At 73.6% G+C, this 20,194-nt stretch carries 19 protein-coding genes; 9 read left to right on the forward strand and 10 right to left on the reverse strand.

Annotation, left to right across the window (positions count from 1 at the left end; genetic code table 11):
* Nucleotides 1-93 precede the first annotated feature (93 nt).
* Nucleotides 94-1,941, reverse strand: coding sequence for a 4-alpha-glucanotransferase (gene malQ / locus BM290_RS40600; RefSeq protein WP_093621308.1), 1,848 nt, complete (start codon nt 1,939-1,941; stop codon nt 94-96).
* A gap of 110 nt (nt 1,942-2,051) precedes the next feature.
* The gene (locus tag BM290_RS40605) at nt 2,052-3,614 is read right to left on the reverse strand and encodes a GGDEF domain-containing protein (RefSeq protein ID WP_143134118.1); all 1,563 of its coding nucleotides are present in this window, start codon (nt 3,612-3,614) and stop codon (nt 2,052-2,054) included.
* 254 nt (nt 3,615-3,868) lie between these two features.
* Here BM290_RS40605 and BM290_RS40610 point away from each other — a divergent pair, with 254 nt between their 5' ends.
* Nucleotides 3,869-4,870 carry a heme-binding protein gene (locus BM290_RS40610; protein WP_093621310.1) on the forward strand — a complete coding sequence of 334 codons (1,002 nt, stop codon included), beginning with the start codon at nt 3,869-3,871 and terminating at the stop codon, nt 4,868-4,870.
* Nucleotides 4,871-4,964: 94 nt separating this feature from the next.
* Here BM290_RS40610 and BM290_RS40615 read toward each other — a convergent pair whose 3' ends face one another.
* The 4 genes from BM290_RS40615 to BM290_RS40630 form a co-directional block, all read right to left on the reverse strand.
* A complete protein-coding gene (locus tag BM290_RS40615; protein WP_093621311.1) occupies nt 4,965-6,026 on the reverse strand; it encodes an alanine racemase in 1,062 nt (353 codons plus the stop codon).
* 135 nt (nt 6,027-6,161) lie between these two features.
* Nucleotides 6,162-7,067: a M56 family metallopeptidase gene (locus BM290_RS40620; RefSeq protein WP_093621312.1), complete on the reverse strand. Its 906-nt coding sequence runs from the start codon at nt 7,065-7,067 to the stop codon at nt 6,162-6,164.
* Nucleotides 7,068-7,124: 57 nt separating this feature from the next.
* Nucleotides 7,125-7,892, reverse strand: a complete 768-nt coding sequence (locus BM290_RS40625; RefSeq protein ID WP_093621313.1) for an RNA polymerase sigma factor SigF — start codon at nt 7,890-7,892, stop codon at nt 7,125-7,127.
* A gap of 99 nt (nt 7,893-7,991) precedes the next feature.
* Nucleotides 7,992-9,974 carry a sensor histidine kinase gene (locus tag BM290_RS40630; RefSeq protein ID WP_143134119.1) on the reverse strand — a complete coding sequence of 661 codons (1,983 nt, stop codon included), beginning with the start codon at nt 9,972-9,974 and terminating at the stop codon, nt 7,992-7,994.
* Nucleotides 9,975-10,182: 208 nt separating this feature from the next.
* On the opposite strand from BM290_RS40630, the gene BM290_RS40635 reads away from it, so the two are divergent.
* On the forward strand, nt 10,183-10,899 hold the full coding sequence (locus BM290_RS40635; protein WP_093621315.1) for a DsbA family protein: 717 nt from the start codon (nt 10,183-10,185) through the stop codon (nt 10,897-10,899).
* Nucleotides 10,896-11,516 (forward strand): vitamin K epoxide reductase family protein, encoded by a 621-nt coding sequence (locus tag BM290_RS40640; RefSeq protein ID WP_093621316.1) that lies wholly within the window; start codon nt 10,896-10,898, stop codon nt 11,514-11,516. The genes BM290_RS40635 and BM290_RS40640 overlap by 4 nt, the downstream gene beginning before the upstream one ends.
* Here BM290_RS40640 and BM290_RS48840 read toward each other — a convergent pair.
* Nucleotides 11,479-11,655, reverse strand: coding sequence for a hypothetical protein (locus BM290_RS48840; protein WP_177320102.1), 177 nt, complete (start codon nt 11,653-11,655; stop codon nt 11,479-11,481). The two genes, BM290_RS40640 and BM290_RS48840, sit on opposite strands and share 38 nt — an antisense overlap.
* Here BM290_RS48840 and BM290_RS40645 point away from each other — a divergent pair.
* The gene (locus BM290_RS40645) at nt 11,630-12,028 is read left to right on the forward strand and encodes a TetR/AcrR family transcriptional regulator (RefSeq protein ID WP_203779561.1); all 399 of its coding nucleotides are present in this window, start codon (nt 11,630-11,632) and stop codon (nt 12,026-12,028) included. The two genes, BM290_RS48840 and BM290_RS40645, sit on opposite strands and share 26 nt — an antisense overlap.
* Here the strand turns inward: BM290_RS40645 and BM290_RS40650 are convergent.
* On the reverse strand, nt 12,018-12,677 hold the full coding sequence (locus BM290_RS40650) for a hypothetical protein (RefSeq protein WP_093621317.1): 660 nt from the start codon (nt 12,675-12,677) through the stop codon (nt 12,018-12,020). The genes BM290_RS40645 and BM290_RS40650 overlap by 11 nt on opposite strands.
* A gap of 9 nt (nt 12,678-12,686) precedes the next feature.
* Complete coding sequence (locus tag BM290_RS40655) at nt 12,687-15,284, reverse strand: FtsK/SpoIIIE domain-containing protein (RefSeq protein ID WP_425319653.1); 2,598 nt, start codon at nt 15,282-15,284, stop codon at nt 12,687-12,689.
* A gap of 156 nt (nt 15,285-15,440) precedes the next feature.
* Here BM290_RS40655 and BM290_RS40660 point away from each other — a divergent pair, with 156 nt between their 5' ends.
* The gene (locus tag BM290_RS40660; protein WP_093621318.1) at nt 15,441-15,701 is read left to right on the forward strand and encodes a hypothetical protein; all 261 of its coding nucleotides are present in this window, start codon (nt 15,441-15,443) and stop codon (nt 15,699-15,701) included.
* 304 nt (nt 15,702-16,005) lie between these two features.
* Nucleotides 16,006-16,449, forward strand: a complete 444-nt coding sequence (locus BM290_RS40665; protein WP_093621319.1) for a hypothetical protein — start codon at nt 16,006-16,008, stop codon at nt 16,447-16,449.
* A 3-nt stretch (nt 16,450-16,452) separates the two neighbouring features.
* Here BM290_RS40665 and BM290_RS40670 read toward each other — a convergent pair whose 3' ends face one another.
* A complete protein-coding gene (locus BM290_RS40670) occupies nt 16,453-17,622 on the reverse strand; it encodes an MFS transporter (RefSeq protein ID WP_239143850.1) in 1,170 nt (389 codons plus the stop codon).
* Between the two features lie 84 nt (nt 17,623-17,706).
* Between BM290_RS40670 and BM290_RS40675 the strand changes: the two genes are divergently transcribed.
* From BM290_RS40675 to BM290_RS40685, 3 genes are all read left to right on the forward strand, one after another.
* Nucleotides 17,707-18,582: a LysR family transcriptional regulator gene (locus tag BM290_RS40675; RefSeq protein ID WP_093621390.1), complete on the forward strand. Its 876-nt coding sequence runs from the start codon at nt 17,707-17,709 to the stop codon at nt 18,580-18,582.
* A 97-nt stretch (nt 18,583-18,679) separates the two neighbouring features.
* On the forward strand, nt 18,680-19,561 hold the full coding sequence (locus BM290_RS40680; protein WP_093621321.1) for an aminoglycoside phosphotransferase family protein: 882 nt from the start codon (nt 18,680-18,682) through the stop codon (nt 19,559-19,561).
* Between the two features lie 99 nt (nt 19,562-19,660).
* Complete coding sequence (locus tag BM290_RS40685; protein WP_093621322.1) at nt 19,661-20,182, forward strand: hypothetical protein; 522 nt, start codon at nt 19,661-19,663, stop codon at nt 20,180-20,182.
* The last annotated feature ends 12 nt before the right edge of the window (nt 20,183-20,194 follow it).

Consider the following 20,194-nt stretch of genomic DNA (forward strand, 5'->3'; position numbering starts at 1 on the left):
TCGAAGGCGCGGCCGGGTGCGCGGAGGCCGCGGGCCGCGCGTGTCCTGAGTGACCCGCCCGCGCCCGGAGAAAGGGCACGGGCGGGCAAGGGTTCAGGACGGGCGGTCGGTGAGGGTGGCCAGGACGTCGCGGGCGAGTGGCGCCGCCAGCAGTTCCTCGACCGGTGCGGGCAGGGCGATCCGCCAGTTCGGGTATTCGTCGATGGTGCCGGGCATGTTGGGTCGTTCGCTGACGCCGGCGGCGTCGTCGAGGGTGGCGACGACGACCCGGGACGGGCTGGCGGCGAGTTCGCGGTATTCGGCGAGGACGACGGCGTGCACCTGGTCGGGGCCGAACGGGCCGGACGGGTCGACGGCGGCCTGTTCGCACAGTTCGCGGCGGGCGCCGGCGACGAAGGCCGGGTCGTACGTCTTGCCGATCCGGTCCATGTCGGTCTCGTCGGCGCCGGTCAGGATGCCGGCGATGGTGGCCTGGTCGTGGGTGCTCGCCGCGCCCATCGAGCCGGCCGGGTTGAACCGGGACATCCGGCCCATCTCGGTACGGTAGCCGAGCATCCCGATCGCGGCCATCGTCTCCCGGACCTCGGGGGCGACGGTGCCGATGTCCTCGCCGACGATCCACGCGCCGGCCCGGCACGCCTCGATGCGCAGCACGGCGAGCAGCGCGTCGACCGGGTACCGCACGTAGGCGCCGTCGGCGACGGTTCCGTCGACGGGCACCCAGAACAGCTGCCACAGCTGCATGACGTGGTCGATGCGCAGCGCCCCGGCGTGCCGCAGCCCGGCCCGGATCAGGGCGGTGAACGGCGCGAACCCGGCCGCGGTGAGCAGCTGCGGGTCGAACGGCGGGAGCGACCAGCGCTGACCCTCCCGGTTCCACGGGTCGGCGGGGCAGCCCACCTCGAAGTCGAAGGCGAGCAGGTCCTGATGCTGCCAGGCGTCGGCGGACCCGAAGTCGAAGCCGACGGCCATGTCCACGCAGACGGTGACGCCGCTGTGGCAGGCGACGGCGAACTGCCGGTCGGCGACCCACTGGCACCACATGTGGAAGCGGATCCGGTCGGCGTGCGCGCCGGTGAACACGGCGACGGCCGGGGCCTGCGGGTGCCGGTACCGCTCGGGCCACTGGCGCCAGTCGCCGCCGTACAGCTCGGCCAGCACCGACCAGGTGGCGAACGCGGTCAGGTCGTCGCCTTGCTCGCCGGCCCAGGCCTGGAACTCGGCCGGCTCGTCGCGCCGGGTCACCGCCCACACCCGTTCCAGCGCGGTGGTCTTGAGCTTGGCGACGGCGTCCCGGTCGATGCGGCGCTGCGCGTTGAGGGCGCGTCCGGCGGCGGCCAGGTCGGACAGGTCGGCACGTTCCGCGCCGGGCGCCTCGCCGGGCGCCACGTGCAGGACGTTCAGCCACTGCCGGCTGGCCGGGCTGTAGGGCGAGTTCATCGCCGGGCTGACCGGGGCCATCGCGTGGACCGGGCTGACCATCACCACCCCGGCCTTGCGGGCGGCCGCCGACCGGGCGATCAGCGCCAGGTCGCGGAAGTCGCCGATGCCCCACGAGTCGCGGCTGCGAGCGGCGTACAGCTGCACGGCGAGCCCACCGGTGCGCGGCGGCTGCGGGAGCTGCTCGGGCGCGGCCAGGAGCAGGTGCGTGGAGCCGTCGCCGGTGGTCAGCCGGTGGTACCCGGGCCGGTCGACGAAACCCTCGGCGTGGGCCACGCCGCCGTCCTCCAGGTCGATTCGGCCGTACAGCCGGGGATGCCAGCGGCCGGGTGTCGCGATGACGACGTCGGCGTCGGCCTCGCCGCGCCGGAACCGCGCGGCGAGCGTGTCACCGGTGCGGTCCGCGACACCGCGGACGATGCCGAAGGCGTCGGTCCAGCGCGGGACGACGCCCAGCGCGGCGTAGTCGCTGTCGGTGCGGGCGTGCGGCGTCAGGGTCATACCGAAGACGGTCCCGGCGCCGCGGTGCGCGCACGTTTCCGCAGGCGGTGCGTCCGGGTTGCAGACGATGGGGGTACGCCGTCCGCGCCCCCGCCGCGCGCAAGAGGCGGTCAGGCCGCGCTGACCCGGTCCCGGCCGGCGTGCTTGGCGGCGTAGAGACTCGTGTCGGCGCGCCCGAGCAGCAGATCCGGGGTGACCGGCCCGTCGGTGTGGGTGGCCACGCCGATGCTCACGGTCACCGGCAGCGTGCCGGTCAGCGGGCTCCAGTCGTTCGTCCGTACCATCGCCGCCAGGGTTTCGCAGCGGTGCTGTGCCGCGGTCGCGCCGACTCCCGGCAGGAGCAGCAGGAACTCCTCCCCACCGAGCCGGGCGGCGATCTCCGAGCCGGTGACGAACCGGTTGAGCAGCGCCCCGAGCTCGCGCAGCACGGCGTCCCCGGCGGCGTGGGTCAGCTGGTCGTTGATCCGTTTGAAGTGGTCGGCGTCGACGACCGCGACGGACAGCGGCTGACCGCTGCGGCGGGCGGCGGCGACCGCGGCGGCCAGTCGCTCGTCGGCGTAGCGGCGGTTGTACAGCCCGGTGAGCGCGTCCTGGTAGGCCAGCGCCTGGAACCGTTCGGAGGCCCGGCGCGCCTCCTCGGCCTCGAAGATCGCCTGCATGGCGTAGGCGCGGGCCTCGCGTTCGGCGGAGTGCAGCGCCTCCGAGCGGGCGTGGTAGAGCCGGTACTCCTCGTACGCCTCCCGGAACCGTCCGCCCTCGGCGTGCCACTCGGCGCGGGCGCGGTGGACGCGGGCGGCGACACCGGCGAGCCCGCGTTTGTCGCAGACCTCCCCGGCCCAGTCCAGGGTCCGGCCGGTCAGCTCGGCGCGGCCGGTGCTCTGGTAGATCTCGACCAGGGTGAGCAGGCATTCGGGCAGGCTGTCGGCCTCGCTGAGCAGCGGCCCGTACGGGTCGTCGAGGACCGGCTGCAGCGCCGCCTCGGCCTCGTCGGGGCGGCCCTGCAGGAGCGCGATCCGGGCGAGGGTGTCCAGGTAGAGGCCGTCCAGCCCGATGCCGTGGTCGGCGGCGATCGTCCGCATCTGCCGGGCCAGGTCGTTGGCGGTGTCGACGTCCTCGTTCTCGTAGGCGGTGAAGGCCATGTTGTTGATGACCGTGAGCGCCTGGTCGGCGTCGTCGTTCTTCTCGGCGATCAGCAGCGCCTCACCGAACCGGCGCTCGGCCTCGTGGAACTGCCCGTTGAGGTCGAGCAGCAGGGCCAGCGTGATGAGGTTGCTGCAGCGCAGCCGCTCGGGCAGGTTCTCGGCGTGCTGGAGTCCGGTGACCGCGTGGGCGAGGGCCTGCGCGCTGTCGCCGAGCCGCCGGTAGAAGATCGCCTGGAGCCGGTGCCCGCGGGCCAGCAGCACGTCGTGGCCGTTCTGCTCGGCCCAGAGGGTGACGGCCGCGGCGACCCGTCCCTGCTCGGCCAGGTCGCCGCGCCGGCCAGCCACGTCGGCGAGGATCAGCTGCGCCCGGTGCACCAGGTCGTCGAAGCCGTGGTGGCGGGCCTGCAGCTCCACGACCGCGGCCGGCGCCGACACCGCCTCGAAGTTCTTCGGGGTGAGCAGTTCCAGCTCCTGCAGGCGCGCGATCAACTGCTCGCGTGTCGAGGACTGATCCGGCGGGGTCGTGATCACCGCTGAAGGTTCGGCCCGCAACCCCGTCACCTGAGACGTCTCCCGGCCGGTCACGATGACCATTATCAAAGAGCCCGGCCCGAATCGGTGACGGCGTATCAGCCGATCATTCCTGTCCGAGTGGGTCGACCGGCCCTGACCTGGTGATCCTCTAGCGAACGCCGTATCAGGAAACCGCGGAATCGTTCTTTTGGACGGAAGCCGGGATCCGCTCGGCGGCCACAAGAATCGACTCCCTGGAAAGGCTGCCACTCGTGACCAGTGCCGCAAACATCGAACGTCTCGAACGCGAGGGCCGTCACCTCGAGCCCGCCCGTACCGGCGACCCGGATCTCGGCCCCTTCGCACTGCTCCCCGGCACCTGGGCGAACAAGCCGAATCTGCCCGGACGTGGCTGGAACATGATCGCCCTGCCGTTCGCCCCCGCCGACGGCCAGGGCGGGCCACCCTTCCGCCTGCTGGTGAACCAGTACAACGAGGAGCTCAAGTTCCAGCTGGTCGACAAGGCCGTGCCGAACCGCGGCGTCGACCTGGCCGGCCCGAAGAACACCGACCAGAAGATCGTGGCCATCGACTACGAGCAGGCCATCGCGCAGATCGTCGCGGACGACTTCCCGCAGAGCGGGCTGGCCGGCCGTCCCGACCTGGCGATCCACCACGAGCCGGGGCTGCTGCTGAACCTGCTCGACCAGGTCGAGATCGGCGGTCCCCGGATCGCGCGCCTGGCCACGATCCCGCACGGCGACTCGGTGCTCGCGCTCGGCGACTTCCGGACCGATCCGGGCGCGCCGAACATCCCGACCGTCAACTCGCTGCCGATCGGGGTCAGCCAGGATCTGAACAGCCCCTACCTGGCGGCGTACAAGCACTTCCACGACAACCCGTTCCAGAACCTGTTCGACCCCACCGATCCGACCGCGCTGCTCAAGTTGGCCAACCAGGGCGTGAACATCAAGCAGACCACGGTTCTGGAGTTCGACTCGACGGTCGAGCGGGCCGGGATCAGCAACATCCCGTTCGTCGTGAAGCAGGCCAACGCCTCCGAGATGAAGGCGACGTTCTTCCTGCAGGAGATCGAGGAGGCGGACGGGACCATCCGGCTGCGCCTGCAGTACGTCCAGGTGGTGCAGCTGGACTTCTTCCCGCGCCGGGACGGCGGGCCGGGCCGCATCAAGTGGCCGCACGTCAGCATCAACACCATGGAGAAGGTGTCCGACCACGTGGACACCGGCTCGTACGCCAAGATGCCCGGCTGAAACGGATGCGGGAGCCCCGTGAGGCTCCCGCATCTCCCCGTCAGACGCGCAGGCTGGCGGGGGCGAGGGACGGCCGCCTGGGGCGCGGGACGGCTCAGGTGTTCGCGCCACGGGCGTCGACCGGCCAGCGGTCGACCAGCTCCCCGCCGGAGACCACGATCAGCTCGTCGGCCAGGTTGACCGCGGCGCAGGCGTGGTTCGGCACGATCTGCAAGGTGTCGCCGAGTGCGGGCAGCGGTGTGCCGTCCGGCAGGGTGACCGTCGCGTGGTGCTCGGAGAGCGCGACTATCCGGGCGTCCGGATGGTCGGGCAACCGGCCGTGACCGGTGGCCCACGGCTGACGGTCGGCGCCGAGGATCTTGCTGCCGGCGTCCACGATCACCCGGTCGGCGCGGCGGCTGACCACAGTGGACGCGACGGTCATCGCGATCTGCGACCAGTCGGCGGTGCCCAGCTCGATCTGCTGCGCGTCGCCGAAGACGTAGAGGCCGGGACGCATCTCGGTGATCGGGCCTGCGGTGGTGAGGGCGGCCGTCGGGGTGGAGCCACCGCTGACCACGCCCGCGTCGAGTCCGGCGGCGGCGACCGAAGCGGCCGCCGTGGCCAGGGCGGTCGATTCGTCCTCTTGCGCCGATCGTTGGCGCTGTGGACCGTACGCATGCCCGGGAAACGTGAACACCCCGCGAACCCGCAGCCCGGCCGCCTGCGCCGCCACCGCGATCTCGCCGGCGCGGCCCGGCTCCGCCCCGCTGCGGTGATGCCCGCTGTCCACCTCGACCAGCACCTCCAGGCCGGGGACCGCGCGGCCGAGCGCCGCGGCGCTTTCCGCCGAGTCGACGCCGGCCCGCAGCGCCACCCGGCGCGCCAGCGCCCGCAGCCGGGCCGTCTGCTGCGGCGACGGCCACACCGGGTAGGCGATGAACAGGTCGTCGAGGCCGCCGTCGGCGAAGACCTCGGCCTCCCGCACGGTCGCCACCGTGAGGCCCTTCGCGCCGAGCGCCATCTGGCGGCGGGCGATCCGCACACATTTGTGGGTCTTCGCGTGCGGGCGCAGTGCCAGGCCACGGGCGGCGGCGCCGGCGGCCATCGCCCGCAGGTTGGCCTCCAGCACGTCGACGTCCACGCAGAGAAAGGGGGTGGGCAGGTCAACCGGCACGGCGTCCTCCTCGGGGCACTGCGGCGTGCCGGCGACTTCTCGGGCACGCCCATTGTCCCCCGCGGACCGTTCTCCACCGCGGCCCGGCGTGTCTCGACCGGGGTCCGGCGTGTCTCATTCGCGGCGCAGCGTGGCTCAAGCGCGGCCCAGCGCGGCGGTGATCAACTCGCCGAGGTCCCAGGCGGCCTCGGCGGTCCACGCCAGTGAGAACGCCGCCAGCGCCACCGGCACCAGGGCGACCACCGCGGCGACCCGGGCGCGGGGCTTCAGCAGGCTCGCCACCCGGCGTGGCACCACCCCGCCCGGCGACGCCGCGTGCAGCCCGGCCGGGGCGAGCGGGGCGGCCGCCGCGAGCGCCGCCGCGCCGATCGCCTGCGCCACCGTCCGACGGGAGCCGACCTCGGTCGCCGCGTGCTCGTCGGCGGCCCGTTCCACCAGGTAGTCGACGTGCCGCGACACCCACCACAGGGCCGGGTGCGCGGCCGCCGCCAGCTCGGCGACCCGGATCAGCCGGTGATGGTGGGCGGCCAGATGCGCCCGTTCGTGCGCCAGCAGCGCGACGAACTGCGCGGGAGACAGGGCGTCGCGCATCCCGGTGGTCACCACCACATGACCGGGCCTTCCAGGTACGGCGAAGGCGTGCGGCGCCGGGTCGGCCACCACCACGAGCGGCCCGGGCCGGTCCGTGCCCGCCCCGGCCAGCTCCAGCAGCCGCCGCTGCCGCCGCCAGGTCACGCCGATCGACACCGCCGCCGCGGCCAGCAGCGCCACACCGGCCCACGACACCCACGGATAGTGCGCGGTGTCGTCGACCACGAACTGCGCCGACCAGCCGAACCAGTGCGCGACCACGGGCCGCTCGGCGACCGCCTTGAGCGCGAAGACCAGCAGGTTGATCAGGCTGGCCGCCGCGGCGCCGGCAGCGGACCAGGCCACCACCGGCGCGGCCACCCGTGGTGACAGCCGGTCGGCGAGCAGCCGGACCAGCAGGAGCAGCACGGGCGGCACCACGACGACCGAGACGAGGAAGTGGTCGAACATGAGGGCAGGCTAACCCGCCCGGCCCCCGGAGGGCCCTGGCCGAAGGTCCCGCCCGGGTCAGGCGGCGCAGTCGTCGAGGCGGGTACGCAGCTTGCCGAGGGCCTTGGCGAGCAACCGGGACACGTGCATCTGTGAGACGCCGACCTGCTCGGCGATCTCCGACTGGGTGAGGTTGCCGTAGAAGCGCAAGCTGATGATCTTCTGCTCGCGCTCGTCGAGGGCGGCCATCGCCGGGCCCAGCGCGATCCGCAGCTCGGCCAGCGCGAAACCGGTGTCCTCGCTGCCCAGGGTGTCCCCGAGCGACATGCTGCCCTCGGCGTTCGCCGGGGTGGACAGGCTCGTCGACTGGTACGCCCGGGCGCCCTCCAGCCCTTCGAGGACGTCCTCCTCGCTGATCCCCAGGTGCTCGGCGATGTCGGCGACCGTCGGGGCGCGGCCCAGCGAATGGGTGAGGTCGTTGTTCGCCCCGGTGATGGCCAGGCGCAGCTCCTGCAGGCGGCGGGGCACCCGGACCGACCAGGTGCGGTCCCGGAAGTGCCGTTTCAGCTCGCCGACGATGGTCGGGATGGCGAACCCGGCGAACTCGATGCCCCGCTCGGCGTCGAACCGGTCGACCGCCTTGATCAGCCCTACGACGGCGACCTGGAACAGGTCGTCGACCGGCTCGCCACGGCCGGCGTACCGGTTGGCCAGGTGCCGGGCCAGCGGCATCCACGCCTCGATCGCCCGGTCCCGGACGAACGCGCGAGAGGGGTGGCCGGCCGGCATCGCCGCCAGGTCGTTGATCAGCTCACTGGCCCGGTCGGTGGTGGCAACGGCAGTCATGGGTCCTCGCCTTCGGCAATGGCGTGCAGAGATGGCAGCCGGCTGCTTGACTGCGAGTCTCACCCCATTGCCCCGTCCGCCGGGGAGGCTAAACGTGATTCACTCGCGGGAGTGACGGGGGAGCCGGATCACGATGCGCGTGCCGGGCCGGTGCGCCGGATCCAGGTGGACCGTGCCGCCGTGCGCCTCGACGAGCCCACGGACCAGCGGCAGGCCCAGGCCGTTGCCGGGGATGGCGGTGTGCCGGGCGTTGGCGCCCCGGTGGAAGCGGGTGAACAGCAGCTCCCGGTCGCCGTCGGGGATGCCGATGCCGGTGTCGGCCACCGACAGCTCCACCACGTCCGGCCCGTCGGCGGCTGCGGTGACCAGCACGTCCCCGCCGCCGGGGCAGTATTTGACGGCGTTGGACAGCAGCTGGTCGGCGATCTGGCGGAGGCGCTCCTCGTCGGCGTCGAGGACCAGCGCGGCCGGCAGCTCGGTGTGGACCCGGACCCCGGAGGGTGGCCGCAGGTCGCGGACGGCGGCCTCGACCACGGCGGTCAGGTCGGTGGGCCGTGCCCGGATCCGGTGGTGCCCGGACTCCAGCGCGGTCAGCTCCAGCAGCTCGTCGATGATCCGCTGGAGGTGGCCGACGTTACGGCGTACCGCGGCGATCATCTGCTGCCGGTCCGGGTCGTCCAGCTCGTCGGTGAGCAGCGTGGTGTAGCTGATGATCGAGGTGAGCGGGGTGCGCAGTTCGTGCCCGGCCAGCGTGAGGAAGTCGTTGCGGGCCTGGTTGAGCTGCATGGTCAGCTCGCGGCTGCGCATCCGGGTGAGGAACTGGCCGAGCTGGGCGGCCACGCCGTCGAGCAGGCCGGTGAGCAGGAACTCGTCGTACTCGGTGGTCGAGCAGAGGGTGGCCAGCACGCCGAGGACCTGGTCGCCGTCGCAGACCGGCACGGTGAGGCTGGCCCGCAGCCCCCGCCCGGCGGCGGCGTGGGCGAACGCGTACGCCTCCGGGGTCTCGGTGAACCGCGGATCGGTGAGGTCGGGGATCCACAGCGGCCGCCCGGTCGACCACACGAACCCGGGACCGGCGTCACCGCGGGGGATCCGTTCCGGCACCAGGTCGTCGACGTGCACTCCCGGCGCGCTCCAATGGCCGGCCGTGCGCAGCACGTCGGCGACGTCGTCGACCACGAACAGCGCGACGTGCGGCCAGTCCAGGGCCTCGCCGATCGCGCGCAGCAGCGGTGGCGCGACCTGCTCGAGACCGTCCGCGGCGGCCAGCAGCCGGGTCATCTCCAGCTCGCAGTCACGGAACCGTTCCCGGCGCCGCCGCTCGGTCACGTCGCGCACCGTGGAGACCGCGCCGAGCAGCTCACCGGCGACGCCGTAGACCGGCTCGGCGTTGGTCAGCGCGTACCGGTCCGGGGCGCCCGGGACCCGCAGCACCGCCTCCACGTCACGGACGCTGCGCCCGTCGAGCGCGCAGAGCACCGGGATCTCCTCCGGCAGGTACGGCCGTCCGTCCAGGTGACGCAGCCGCGACCCGGCGGCGGCCAGCGCCTGCACGGGCGGCGTCGTGTCGTCCAGTCCGCAGAACCGGCGCAGCATCCGGTTGAACAGCACCGGCCGCTGGTCCGCGCCGACCGCGAGGACACCCACCTGCAGGCTGTCCAGCAGGGCGTCGACGAAACCCCGGGTCTCGGCCAGCCGGGCCGGCGGGGAAGCGGACCCGAGCATCGCGGCGACCTCGGTGAGCGCCGCGAGATCGTGTTCCACCCAGGTCCGGGCCGAGGTGTCCAGGACCGTCACCCGGTGGGCGGGACGATCAGGGGCGGCCGGCACCGGAACGGCGGCCATCGACCGTACCCCCAGATCGGTTATCAGAGGGTGTCCGGCGAAGCCGGGCTCGGTGAGCAGGTCACCGACCGTGACCGGGCCGCCCGAGCCGAACCGCCGCACCGGGCAGGCCGCCGGCAACCCGAACGTCCCCAGCAACGCCTCGCCTGTGCTGATCACCGCCATCGGCGTGCCGACCAGACGGGCCGCCAGGCGGGCGGCGGCATCCCACGGCACCTGCACCTGAGAGGCCGTCACACCAACCACCTCGCCCCGCTCGCCGTTGAGGGAAACGACACTCTGCGCATCGGCACCGCCTGCAGGGGCATGAGCCTTTCGGGCAACTTCCCCGGCGGGACCTTCGGCCCCCACCGCGGCGGGCTGGTGGGCCCGACTACCGCCGCCGCCGGTCCCGACCTCGCCGTCAGCGCTCACGAACACCCTCGATCCGCGCGACCTTGGTGGCATGAGCACGAGAACCAGCAGCGCCGTCGCGTCGGCACGGCGCGGTCAGGACGCCAACCGGATCGTCATGGGCATCGGCGGCGCGATCATCGTCGCGCTGGTCGCCGCCATCGTCGTCGCGGTGCTCACCGCGACGAAGGACACGAAGGCGGAGGGGCCGCTCGTCACTCCGGCGGCGGCCACCGCGAACGGCGGGATCCGGGTGGGCGCCGCCGGGGCCGGCACCACCGTCGCGGTCTACCTGGACTACATGTGCCCGTTCTGCGGCCGGTTCGAGCGGGCCAACAGCGCCGACCTGGGCGCGCTGGTCGCCGAGGGCGGTGTCGCGCTGGAGCTGCACCCGATGTCGTTCCTCGACCACGCGTCCAACGGCGCCGAGTACTCCACCCGGGCCGCGAACGCCGTGGTGACCGTCGCCGACCGGGACGCCGCGCACCTGCTCGCCTTCAACAACGCGCTCTTCGAGAACCAGCCCGCCGAGGGCGGCAGTGGCCTCGACGACACCCGGATCGCCTCGCTCGCGGCCGCCGCCGGAGTGCCGGCCACGGTGATCAGCACGTTCACCGACCGTACCTATGTGCCGTGGATCCAGCAGGCCACCCGGGCGGCCTTCGACAGCGGCATCACCGGCACCCCGACCGTCAAGATCAACGGCGTCGCGACCGGCGTCGACCTCTACACCGCGGGGCCGTTGCGGGCCGCGATCACCGCGCGATGACCGACCTTCTGGTACGGGCACGCCAGGTCCGGCACAGCGACGCCTGGATCTACGGCACCATGCTGGTCTCCGCGCTGATCAGCCTGACCGCGTCGCTCGTGCTCTCCGTCGACGCGGTGGAGCTGGCCCGGAACCCGGCCGCCGACCTGTCCTGCAACCTCAACGCGGTGGTCAGCTGCGGCACGGTCGGGCTCTCCTGGCAGGCCCAGCTGTTCGGTTTCCCCAACGCGTTCCTCGGCCTGATCGCCGAACCGGTCGTGATCACCCTGGCGGTGGCGGCCCTCGGCGGTGTCCGGTTCCCGCGCTGGTTCATGATCGCGGCGCAGACCGTCTACACCCTCGGGCTGATCTTCGCGTACTGGCTGTTCTACCAGGCGCTGGTGAACATCGGCGCGCTCTGCCCGTGGTGCCTGCTCGTCACCGTCTCCACCACCCTGGTGTGGGTGTCGCTCACCCACGTGACCATCCGCGACGACTGCCTGCCGATGCCGTCGTCGTGGCGGGGCCCGGCCCGTCGCGCCCTCGCTGCCGACTGGGACGCCCTGGCCGTGACGGTGTGGCTGCTGGTCCTGGCCCTGATCATCGTGACGCACTACGGAGCAGCGCTTTTCTCCTGACGTCCAAGACCGCGATCGCGGCGACCGCGGTGATCGTGGCCACCACCGCGGCCAGGTAGCACCAGGGGGACGCCAGGTGGTTGGCCGCGGTCAGCACGGTCGGCTCCCGGTCGGTGAAGACCCGGAACACGATCGCCATCGGCCCCTCCCAGCGCGGGCCGCTGCGGGAGCCCGGCCGCGGCCGCCGGCCGGTCTACTGCTCGCGGGCCTGCCAGGTCCGCGAGGTCGCCGCCGAGGCGGGCGTGTCACCGCGGGTCGTGCAGTACCACTTCGCCGGCAAGCAGGACCTGCTGGTCACCGCCCTGCGGGAGCTGCACCGCGACAACGGGATCCGGGCTCGCGAGCGGATCGCGGCGGCCGGGCCGCGCCCCGGCATCGACCCCGCCCGCGAGGCGGACCTGCTGGTCAGCGGCGTCACCGGGCTCGGGCTCGACCTGCTGCACCACTGTCGCAGCGTCGTCGAGGTCCACCGCACCCTCGACTACCACCTCGACCGGATCCTCAGGACGTGAGCGCGGCGACCACGGCGATGAAGAGCAGCCAGCAGGTGACCATCACCCCGTAGGAGACGACCAGGCCCAGCACCGGCGTGGAGAGGGTGGGCAGGGGAGACTCGTCCGGGTCGGGGCGGCGCGGGCGGCCCGCGGTGAACAGGACGACGAGGCTGACACCGTAGGCTAGCAGCGGCAGGGCCAGCGCGCTCAGGACCGCGTCACCGACCGACGCCCGGCTCTGCGACGCCTGCACGGCGAACATGCCGAACGAGACCAGGAACGCCACCGCCCCCGTCACCCCGTGCACCACCAGGGCCCGGCCCAGCACCGACATGCCCGGCAGCAGCCGCGGCCGTCCGGCCCAGTGGTCGGCACGTTCGATCGCCTCGTCGGCCCGGTCGAGGGCGCTGCTCGCGGCGACGGCCGCCGCGGCCGCGTCGTCCCCGCCCGGCCCGGCCACCGCGGTCAGATCCGGTGCCGGGCCGCCGGTCTCCCGGGCCAGGCCCGCCAGCCGCCGCCGCTGCTCGTCGAGCCGGCCGGCGATCCCGGCGAGGCCCCGGCGGCCCTGCTCGTGCGCGTCGCGTACCTCGTCGCGCCATGCCGCGTCGTCACGGAGCTCCGCGCTCAGCTCCCGCGACAGCGCGGTGTACCCGGCCCAGTCGGTCATCGCGAGTGGTCACTCCTGGTCGAGGTCGAACGTGTCGAAGCGTCCCGGCTGGACGAACGGCACGATGAGCTGCATACGGTTGTCGTGGCGGTCGATCAGCAACGCCCGGTTCGGCCGCGGCTCCCAGGCCACCGTGTGATCGCCGAGCAGCGCGCCCAGTTCGGTGGCGACCACATTGACCACGACCAGGCAGGCGACGTCGTCGCGCCCGGCGGACCCGCCGACCGCCTCGGCGAACCGGCGTGGCAGCCGCCACCAGCTCAGCAGGTGCACGCCCCGGCCCGGTCCCTCGCGCAGCACGGTGCGCAGGTCGTCCAGGCCGGTCCGGCGGTCCGGTCCCCGCTCGGCCAGCACCGGCATCGCCGTCTCGGCCGCCAGCACCAGCAGATAGGTGGGCCGCTGCCCGGCGCCGCCCGGCGTGGCGGTCCCGGCCAGCACCGCCCGCAGTCCGTGGGCGTCGACCTCGTCGACGGCGTGCCCGGCCGCGCCGAGATCGGCCCGGATCAGGTCGCGTGTCCCGCCCGCGTCCGGCGCCAGGCAGGCGAGCACGAAACGGGCCGTGCCCGGCTCGTGCCGGTGGGCGAGCCCGAACGCCGCGGCGTGCACGATGTCGCCGCCGACCGGCGAGGTGCCCAGCGCCGCCACGTGACGCCCGGGCCGCGCGTCGAGGACGAACGAGGCGGCCGGCGAGCCGACGTCGACCGCCAAGCCGGCCAGCGCCCGCACCGGCCCGTCGGCCGGGCCGGGGACCACGTGTGCCTCGGCGTAACCGACGAACACGGCCGGCGGCTCCCCGCCCGGCGGGCGCGACTCCCACAGCAGACGGCGGCGGGCGTTCAGCACGTCCGGCTCGGCGTACGGGAAACGGACCACCCGGTTGCCACCCACGTAGCCGCCCGCGTCGTTGACCACCGCGGCGCCTACGGCCAGCCCGTCCGCGGCGGAGTTCGTCGCGTCCAGGATCCCCGACCCGCCCGGCAGCGCCACCCGCAGCGGGAACTGGCCGAAGATCGACTCCTTCTTGGTGTACAGCGCCTCGATGCCGGAGAGCGTCTGCGACGCCAGGATCAGATGGATGCCGTACGACCGCCCCTTGCGCGCCAGACTCTCCAGCGACCCGGCCGCGGACCGGGCCACCCGGTCGTTGCCCGCGAAGAGGACCTGGAACTCGTCGATCACCGCCAGGATCCGCGGCATCGGCAGGTCCGGGGCGGCCTCGCGCAACTGGGCCAGCTTGGTCACGCCGTGCCGCTTCAGCGCGGCGGCCCGGCGGTTCATCTCCCGCTCCAGCCGGCGCAGCACGGCCAGCCCGTACTCCCGGTCCGACTCGATGCCCACGGTGCGCGCGTGCGGCACCCACGACGGGTCGGTGGCGGTCGCGGTGAACTCCGCGAACGACACGCCCTCCTTGAAGTCGAGCAGGTAGAGGGTCAGCTCGCCGGGGGAGTAGCGCGACGCCAGCGCGTAGAGCAGGACCAGCAGCAGGTTCGTCTTGCCGCCACCGGAGCGCCCGGCGATCAGCGCGTGCGGCGTCGCATCGTCCAGCGACAGCGTGTACGGATCCCGGCCCGCCATACCCACCCGGGCGCTGAGCCCGTCCGCCGACGACTCCTGCCAGATCCGGTCCGGCAGCAGGCCCGCCAGATCGGTACGGGACGCGGCCGTCACGCTCTCCGCGACCCGACGGCTGATCCGGGCGGCGAACTCCGGGCCCGCGCCCGCGTCCAGCGTCAGCCAGGCCGGGAAGCCGCTGCCGTCCGGCGAGTAGGACTCGTCGCCGGCCGGCTCGGACATGCCGAACCACTCGTCCTGCTCGGTGAAGAGTTCCGTGGTGTGCGACAGGCGCGGTGGCGGGCCGGCGTGCGGCGGCGGCGCCGGCGGCCACCCGGCGATCAGAAGGAACACGCCGGACGCCGGGCCCGCGTAGGCCAGGGCGGCGAGCCGGTCGTGATCCCGCTCGCCGATGTCGCCGGGCAGCGCCGCGACCGCCAGCAGCAGAGCCTCCCGCCGCGGCTGTCCGGCCTGTGCCGCGCTCACCCGCTGCTCGGCGGTGGCCAGGGCGTCGCGGAACGCGTCCCGGTCGGTCGCCGGCGCCGCCCACTGCCCGGCGTCGATCATCGGCTGGAACGGCACGAACACCGAGCCGAGACCACCGCCGTCGACCGGCAGCACCCGCAGCGCGTCGCCCGGCAGCGCGGCCAGCACCCGCACCAGGACGCCCCGCAGCCACGCGGCGACGGCGGGATCACCGGCGTCCCGGTCGACGGTGAGGTGCCCGGCGCCCAGGAACGGCGCCACCGCCCCGAACTCCCGGTCCTCGCCGAGCGACGCGTCACCGACCTTCAGGCAGAGCGGCGCGTCCGGCGCGGCGTCCCGGCCGAGCGGGTGGTCGAGGAGGTCGTCGGTCAGCGGGCGGCTCAGCCAGGCCGGCAGACCGTCGACGACGCGCCGCAGCCCGGCGGTCAGCTCGCGTTGCCGGGCCGGGCTCGCGTCGTGGTCGAGGGCGTCGTACTGCCGGTCGAGGGCGGCCTCGGCATCGGCGATCAGGCCGGCGGCGCGGCGATGGGCGGTCACCGCCGCACGGAACCACCGTCGGTACGCCCGCACTCGCTCTCCCCCGTAGACGGCCGGTCGATCCGGGGCAGCGTAGCGGATCGATGTCCGGTCGCGGGGGCGCGTCGGGACACGCCGTCACCGGCCGGACAAACGTGACAGAGATCCGTTAGCATCCGCGGATCATCGATACATGGGGGAGGTCCGGCTGTGGCATCCATCGACGAGATCACCAGCCAATTGCGATCCGTGGTCTCCAGCGCCGATGAGGCGGTCAGCGAGGCGGGGGGCGCGATATCCGAGACCGAGCAATTCATCGCGCAGGCCAACGCGATGAACGCCGAGGGGCTCGCGGCGGACCTGGCGGTGGTCAAGTCCACCATCGAGAGCGGCTTGGCGCAGATCACCGCCGCCATCGCGACGATCGATGAGGCGATCACCCAGGCGGATCAGGCGCGCGGGCGTACTTGAATAGCAGGCGGCTCGTCCAGTGGGCCGCCAGCACAAGCATCGCCGTCGCCGTCGCGGCGCCCCGATCGCAGCCGCCGGGACGGCGACGGCCGGGGCGCTCCCCCGGCCGCGGTCCGGACCAGGGACGTCGTGGGGGTCGTCGGGAGCGTGGTGGCCGGCGCGGCCGGAGGCGCGGTGAGCACCTTCGCCGCCTATCTGCCCACCCTTCCGGTGGCGATCGCGACAGGTGTCTTCGCCACGCTCGGAACGGCGTTCGGCACGATCGGGGCCGCGGCGGTCGTGAAAGTGTGGAGAGGCGCGCGTAATGCACATCGATAGCAAGGCGGAACGGCTCGTCCGGGAGGCCCTGGACGCCGTCGTGAAGAGGGACGTCGCGCGGTTCGCGGACGCGCTCGTCGCACTGAGCGGGCCGGAGGTGGCAACTGCCGGGTACCGGCTTGCCGCCTCCGTGGTGTTCGCGGTTCTGCAGGAGCAGTACCGCGGACAGCCGCCGGCCGAGGAGATCCGTGCGGTGGCCGAGGAAGTGGCCGATGCGGAGAACTGGACCGACCTGACCGCCGACGAGATCGAGACGTTCCTCGCCACCTACTATGCCGGCGCCACGGTGGACACCGTCATGCCGATCGAGCGCGCGGTCCTGGTGGCCTATGTGCTCGCCGCCAACCTGCTCGCGTCCTACCACAACGACGGCGAGTGGTGGTTCAACTACCTCGACCGGGTCGAGCTGGCCCTGGAGACCGCCCCGTGACCGTCACGGGCTGGTGACCAGGGACGGCACGCGGCGCAGCGACGTCGCGAGCAGCCCGCCGGCCACCAGGCACGCCGCGGCCAGCAGCACCACGGCCGGCCAGGCGCCGTACGACCAGGCGGTCCCGGCCAGGTTGCCGAACAGCGACGACCCGGCGTAGTAGGCGAACAGGTAGAGCGACGCGGCCTGACCGGCCGGGACCCCGCCGGCGTGCGCGCGGACCGGGACCCAGCCGCTGGCCACGCCGTGCACGCAGAAGAACCCGGCGGTCATCACCGCGAGCCCGGCCACCGTGAGCGCCAGGTGGTCGGGCAGCGTGAGCAGCAGCCCGGCCGCGGTGAGCAGGAATCCGAACGGCAGGACGGCGCGGCGTCCGTGCCGGTCGGCGAGCCGGCCCGCGATCGACGAGCTGAGCGTGCCCGCCGGGTAGACGAGGAAGACGGCGCCGGCGGCGGCCGCCCCGAGCGTGAACGGTGCGCTGGTCAGCCGGAATCCCATGGCGTTGTAGACGGCGACGAACGATCCCATCGCGACGGCGCCGATCCCGTACAGGCTGAGCAGTGCCGGGTCGGTGAAAGCCCGGCGGGACAGGGCCACGTGCGGTCCGGCGGCGAAGTTGCGCGACGCGGGGAGCAGCGACGCGACGATCACCGCGCAGGCCAGGCCGACGGCGGCCACCGCCGCGAGGGACAGCCGCCAGCCGTACGCCTCCGCGACGACCGAGCTGATCAGCCGTCCGGTCATCCCGCCGAGCGCGGTGCCCCCGATGTACAGCCCGGCGGCCCGGCCCTGACGGTCGGCGGGCAGTTCCTCACGCAGGTAGGCGGTGGCGACCGCGGGCAGCCCGGCGAGCGTCACGCCCTGGACGAGCCGCAGGCCCAGCAGCGCGTGCCAGGTCGGTGCGAACGCGCACGCCAGCCCGGCCAGCGCGGACAGCGTGAGCGACAGATGGATCAGCGGGGTACGCCCGGTCCTCTCCGAGAGCGGGCCGGTGACCAGCAGCGCCACCCCGAGGCCGAGGGTCGCCGCCGACAGCGACCAGGAGCTCTGCGCCGGGGTCACGCCGAACGCCCGAGACAGCTCCGGCAGCAGCGCCTGAACGCTGTACAGCAGGGCGAACGTGGCCACGCCGGCGGCGAACAGGGCTAGGCAGGCCCGGTGATATCTGCTCACGGGACTCACTGTTCGCGGTGGCGGCCGCATACGTCCAATGCATGAAAATCATCGACCTCATGCGTACGGCGTATGCTGCGCGTGATGCAGCTGGAAGATCTGCGTGCCCTGCTCGCACTCGGTGATCATCAACACGTGACCGAGGCGGCCGCCGCGCTGGGCACCACCCAGCCGAGCCTGTCCCGCCTGCTCGCCCGGGTGGAGGCCGAGCTGGGGGCGCGGCTGTTCGAGCGGGACGCCCGCGGCGTGCACCCGAACCCGCTCGGTGAGCTGACCCTGACCGCGGCCCGTGACCTGGTCGGCCGCTACGACCGCCTGTGCCGTGACCTGGCCGGCCTGCTCGACCCGGACTCGGGGACGGTGCGGCTGGCGTTCCTCGACTCGATGGCCACGTCACTGGTGCCGCGGATCCTGCACGACGTGCGCGAGCGGGCTCCCCGGCTGCGGGTGGAGCTGCGCCAGGAGCCCGGCCACGTCATCCTGCCCGACCTGGAGTCGGGGGCGGCCGAGCTGGCGCTGATCTCCCCGCAGCCGCGCGGGCCGTACGGCTGGCTCCCCCTCCAGAAGCAGAAGCTGGCCTTGATCGTCCCGCCCGGCCATCGCCTGGTCCCGCGCCGCCGGGCGCGCCTGGCCGACGCCGCCGGCGAGGACTTCGTCACGGTGCCGCCCGGATTCGGGTTCCGCGTCCTGATCGACGGCCTGTTCGCGGCGGCCGGTGTAACCCCGCGCATCGCGCTGGAGATCGGAGACCTGGCGACCATCGAGGGCCTGGTCGGGGCGGGCCTCGGTGTCGCGCTGGTGCCGGAGAGCTTCGCCGGCGCCACCGGCACGGTCGGCCTGCCCCTGGCCGCCCCCGGCGCCGAACGGGTCGTCGGCCTGACCTGGCGCGCCGACCGTCCACCGGGCCCGGCCGCCGCCCGGTTCCGCGCGATCGTCGAGGCCTCGGCACCCTACACCTGACCCGGCGTCCACGCCGTTCCCGGCCGGCTCGCAGCGCTGTCTCCCGGCACGGGAAAAGGCGTGGGGAACCGGCCGGGTCTGCACTACGGTGCTCCGGATGGACGGGCTGACGGTGCCGGTGTCGTTTCTCGAGTCGCCACGATGGTGGCGCGGCGGGGGTGAGTGGCTGGCCGGGCTGCCCGAGCTGGTCCGGGCACAGTGCGCGCGATGGCGCCTGACCCTCGACGGCGAGCCGGCGCACGGCTCCACCGCGCTGGTCGTGCCGGTGCGCCGGGGCGGGGAGAGGCTGATGCTGCGGCTCGCCCCGCCGGGCCCCGACGTCACGGGGCAGGTGGCGGCGTTGCGGTTCTGGGACGGGCGCGGGACGGTCCGGCTTGTCGACGCCGATGCCGATGCCGGGGTGATGCTGCTGGAACGGCTCAGTGGCGTCTCGCTGCGGGACGTGCCGGTGGACGAGGCGATGCACGTGCTGGGCACGATGATGGGCCGTCTCGCGGTGCCCGCCCCGGACCACGTCCGCAGCACGGCCGACGCCGTCGCCGGGCGGGTGGCGGCTCTGGGCGGCGAGTGGGAGCGGCTGGGCCGGCCGTTCGACGAGCGGATCCTGCGCCGGGCGCTGACCGTCGGTGAGCGGCTGTCGCGCGGCGGCGGCGGTGACGCGGTCGACGCCGACCTGCATTCGGCACAGGTGCTGCGCGGCGGCCGGGAGCCGTGGCTCATGGTCGACCCGGTTCTGATGCGCGGCGACCGGGCCTTCGACCTGGGCCGCGTGCTGTGGACACGTCTCGACGAGATGCCCGCGCCGGTCGACGTCGTCCGCGGCTTCGACATCGCCGTCCGCGCCGCCGCCCTGGATCGGGACCACGCGCGTGACTGGGTGCTGTATCGAGCCGTCGACTACTGGCTGTGGGGCCTCGGCGCCGGGCTGACCGAGGATCCGCTCCGGTGCGAGCGCCTGGTGGCGGTCTTCGAGGGCTGACCCGTCCGGGCGCCATCGTGATGCCGTCATGGTGCCATTTGATGCCGCGATGATGCCACAGGGTTGCGCGTGGCATCACGGTGATGCCATAGTGGTGCCATGGAACTGCGCCCCTACATCGACGCCCTGCGTCATGAGCTTGCGCTCGCTGCCGCGGCCGGTGGCGAGGATGCCCGTGAGCTGGCTGAGCGCCTCACCGCGCCGCTCGAGTCGGCGACCCGCCTCGCCCTGCTGGACGCGTTGTCCGAGGCGGCCGCCGAGATCACCCGCGACCTGGCCCCCGGCTCGGTCGACCTGCGCCTGCGCAACCGCGAGCCCAGCTTCGTCGTGACACCGGCCCCGGCCGACCCGTGGACCGACGCCGCACCGGTGCCGCCCCCGCCCGACCCGGTTCCGGCGCCGGCGCCCGCACCGGGTGAGGACGAGGCGACCGTCCGGATCAGTCTGCGCCTGCCGGAGCATCTGAAGGGCCGGATCGAGCAGGCCGCCGCCCGTGACGGAGTCTCGATCAACACCTGGCTGATCCGGGCCGCGGCCGCCGCGGCCGACGGTGACCGGCAGCGACCCCCGACCGTGACCCCGACCAGTGGCGCTCAGCGCTTCACCGGCTGGGTTCGCTGACACCCCCCGACT

Origin of the sequence: Actinoplanes philippinensis (assembly GCF_900113015.1) — a bacterium.
GTDB lineage: Bacteria > Actinomycetota > Actinomycetes > Mycobacteriales > Micromonosporaceae > Actinoplanes > Actinoplanes philippinensis.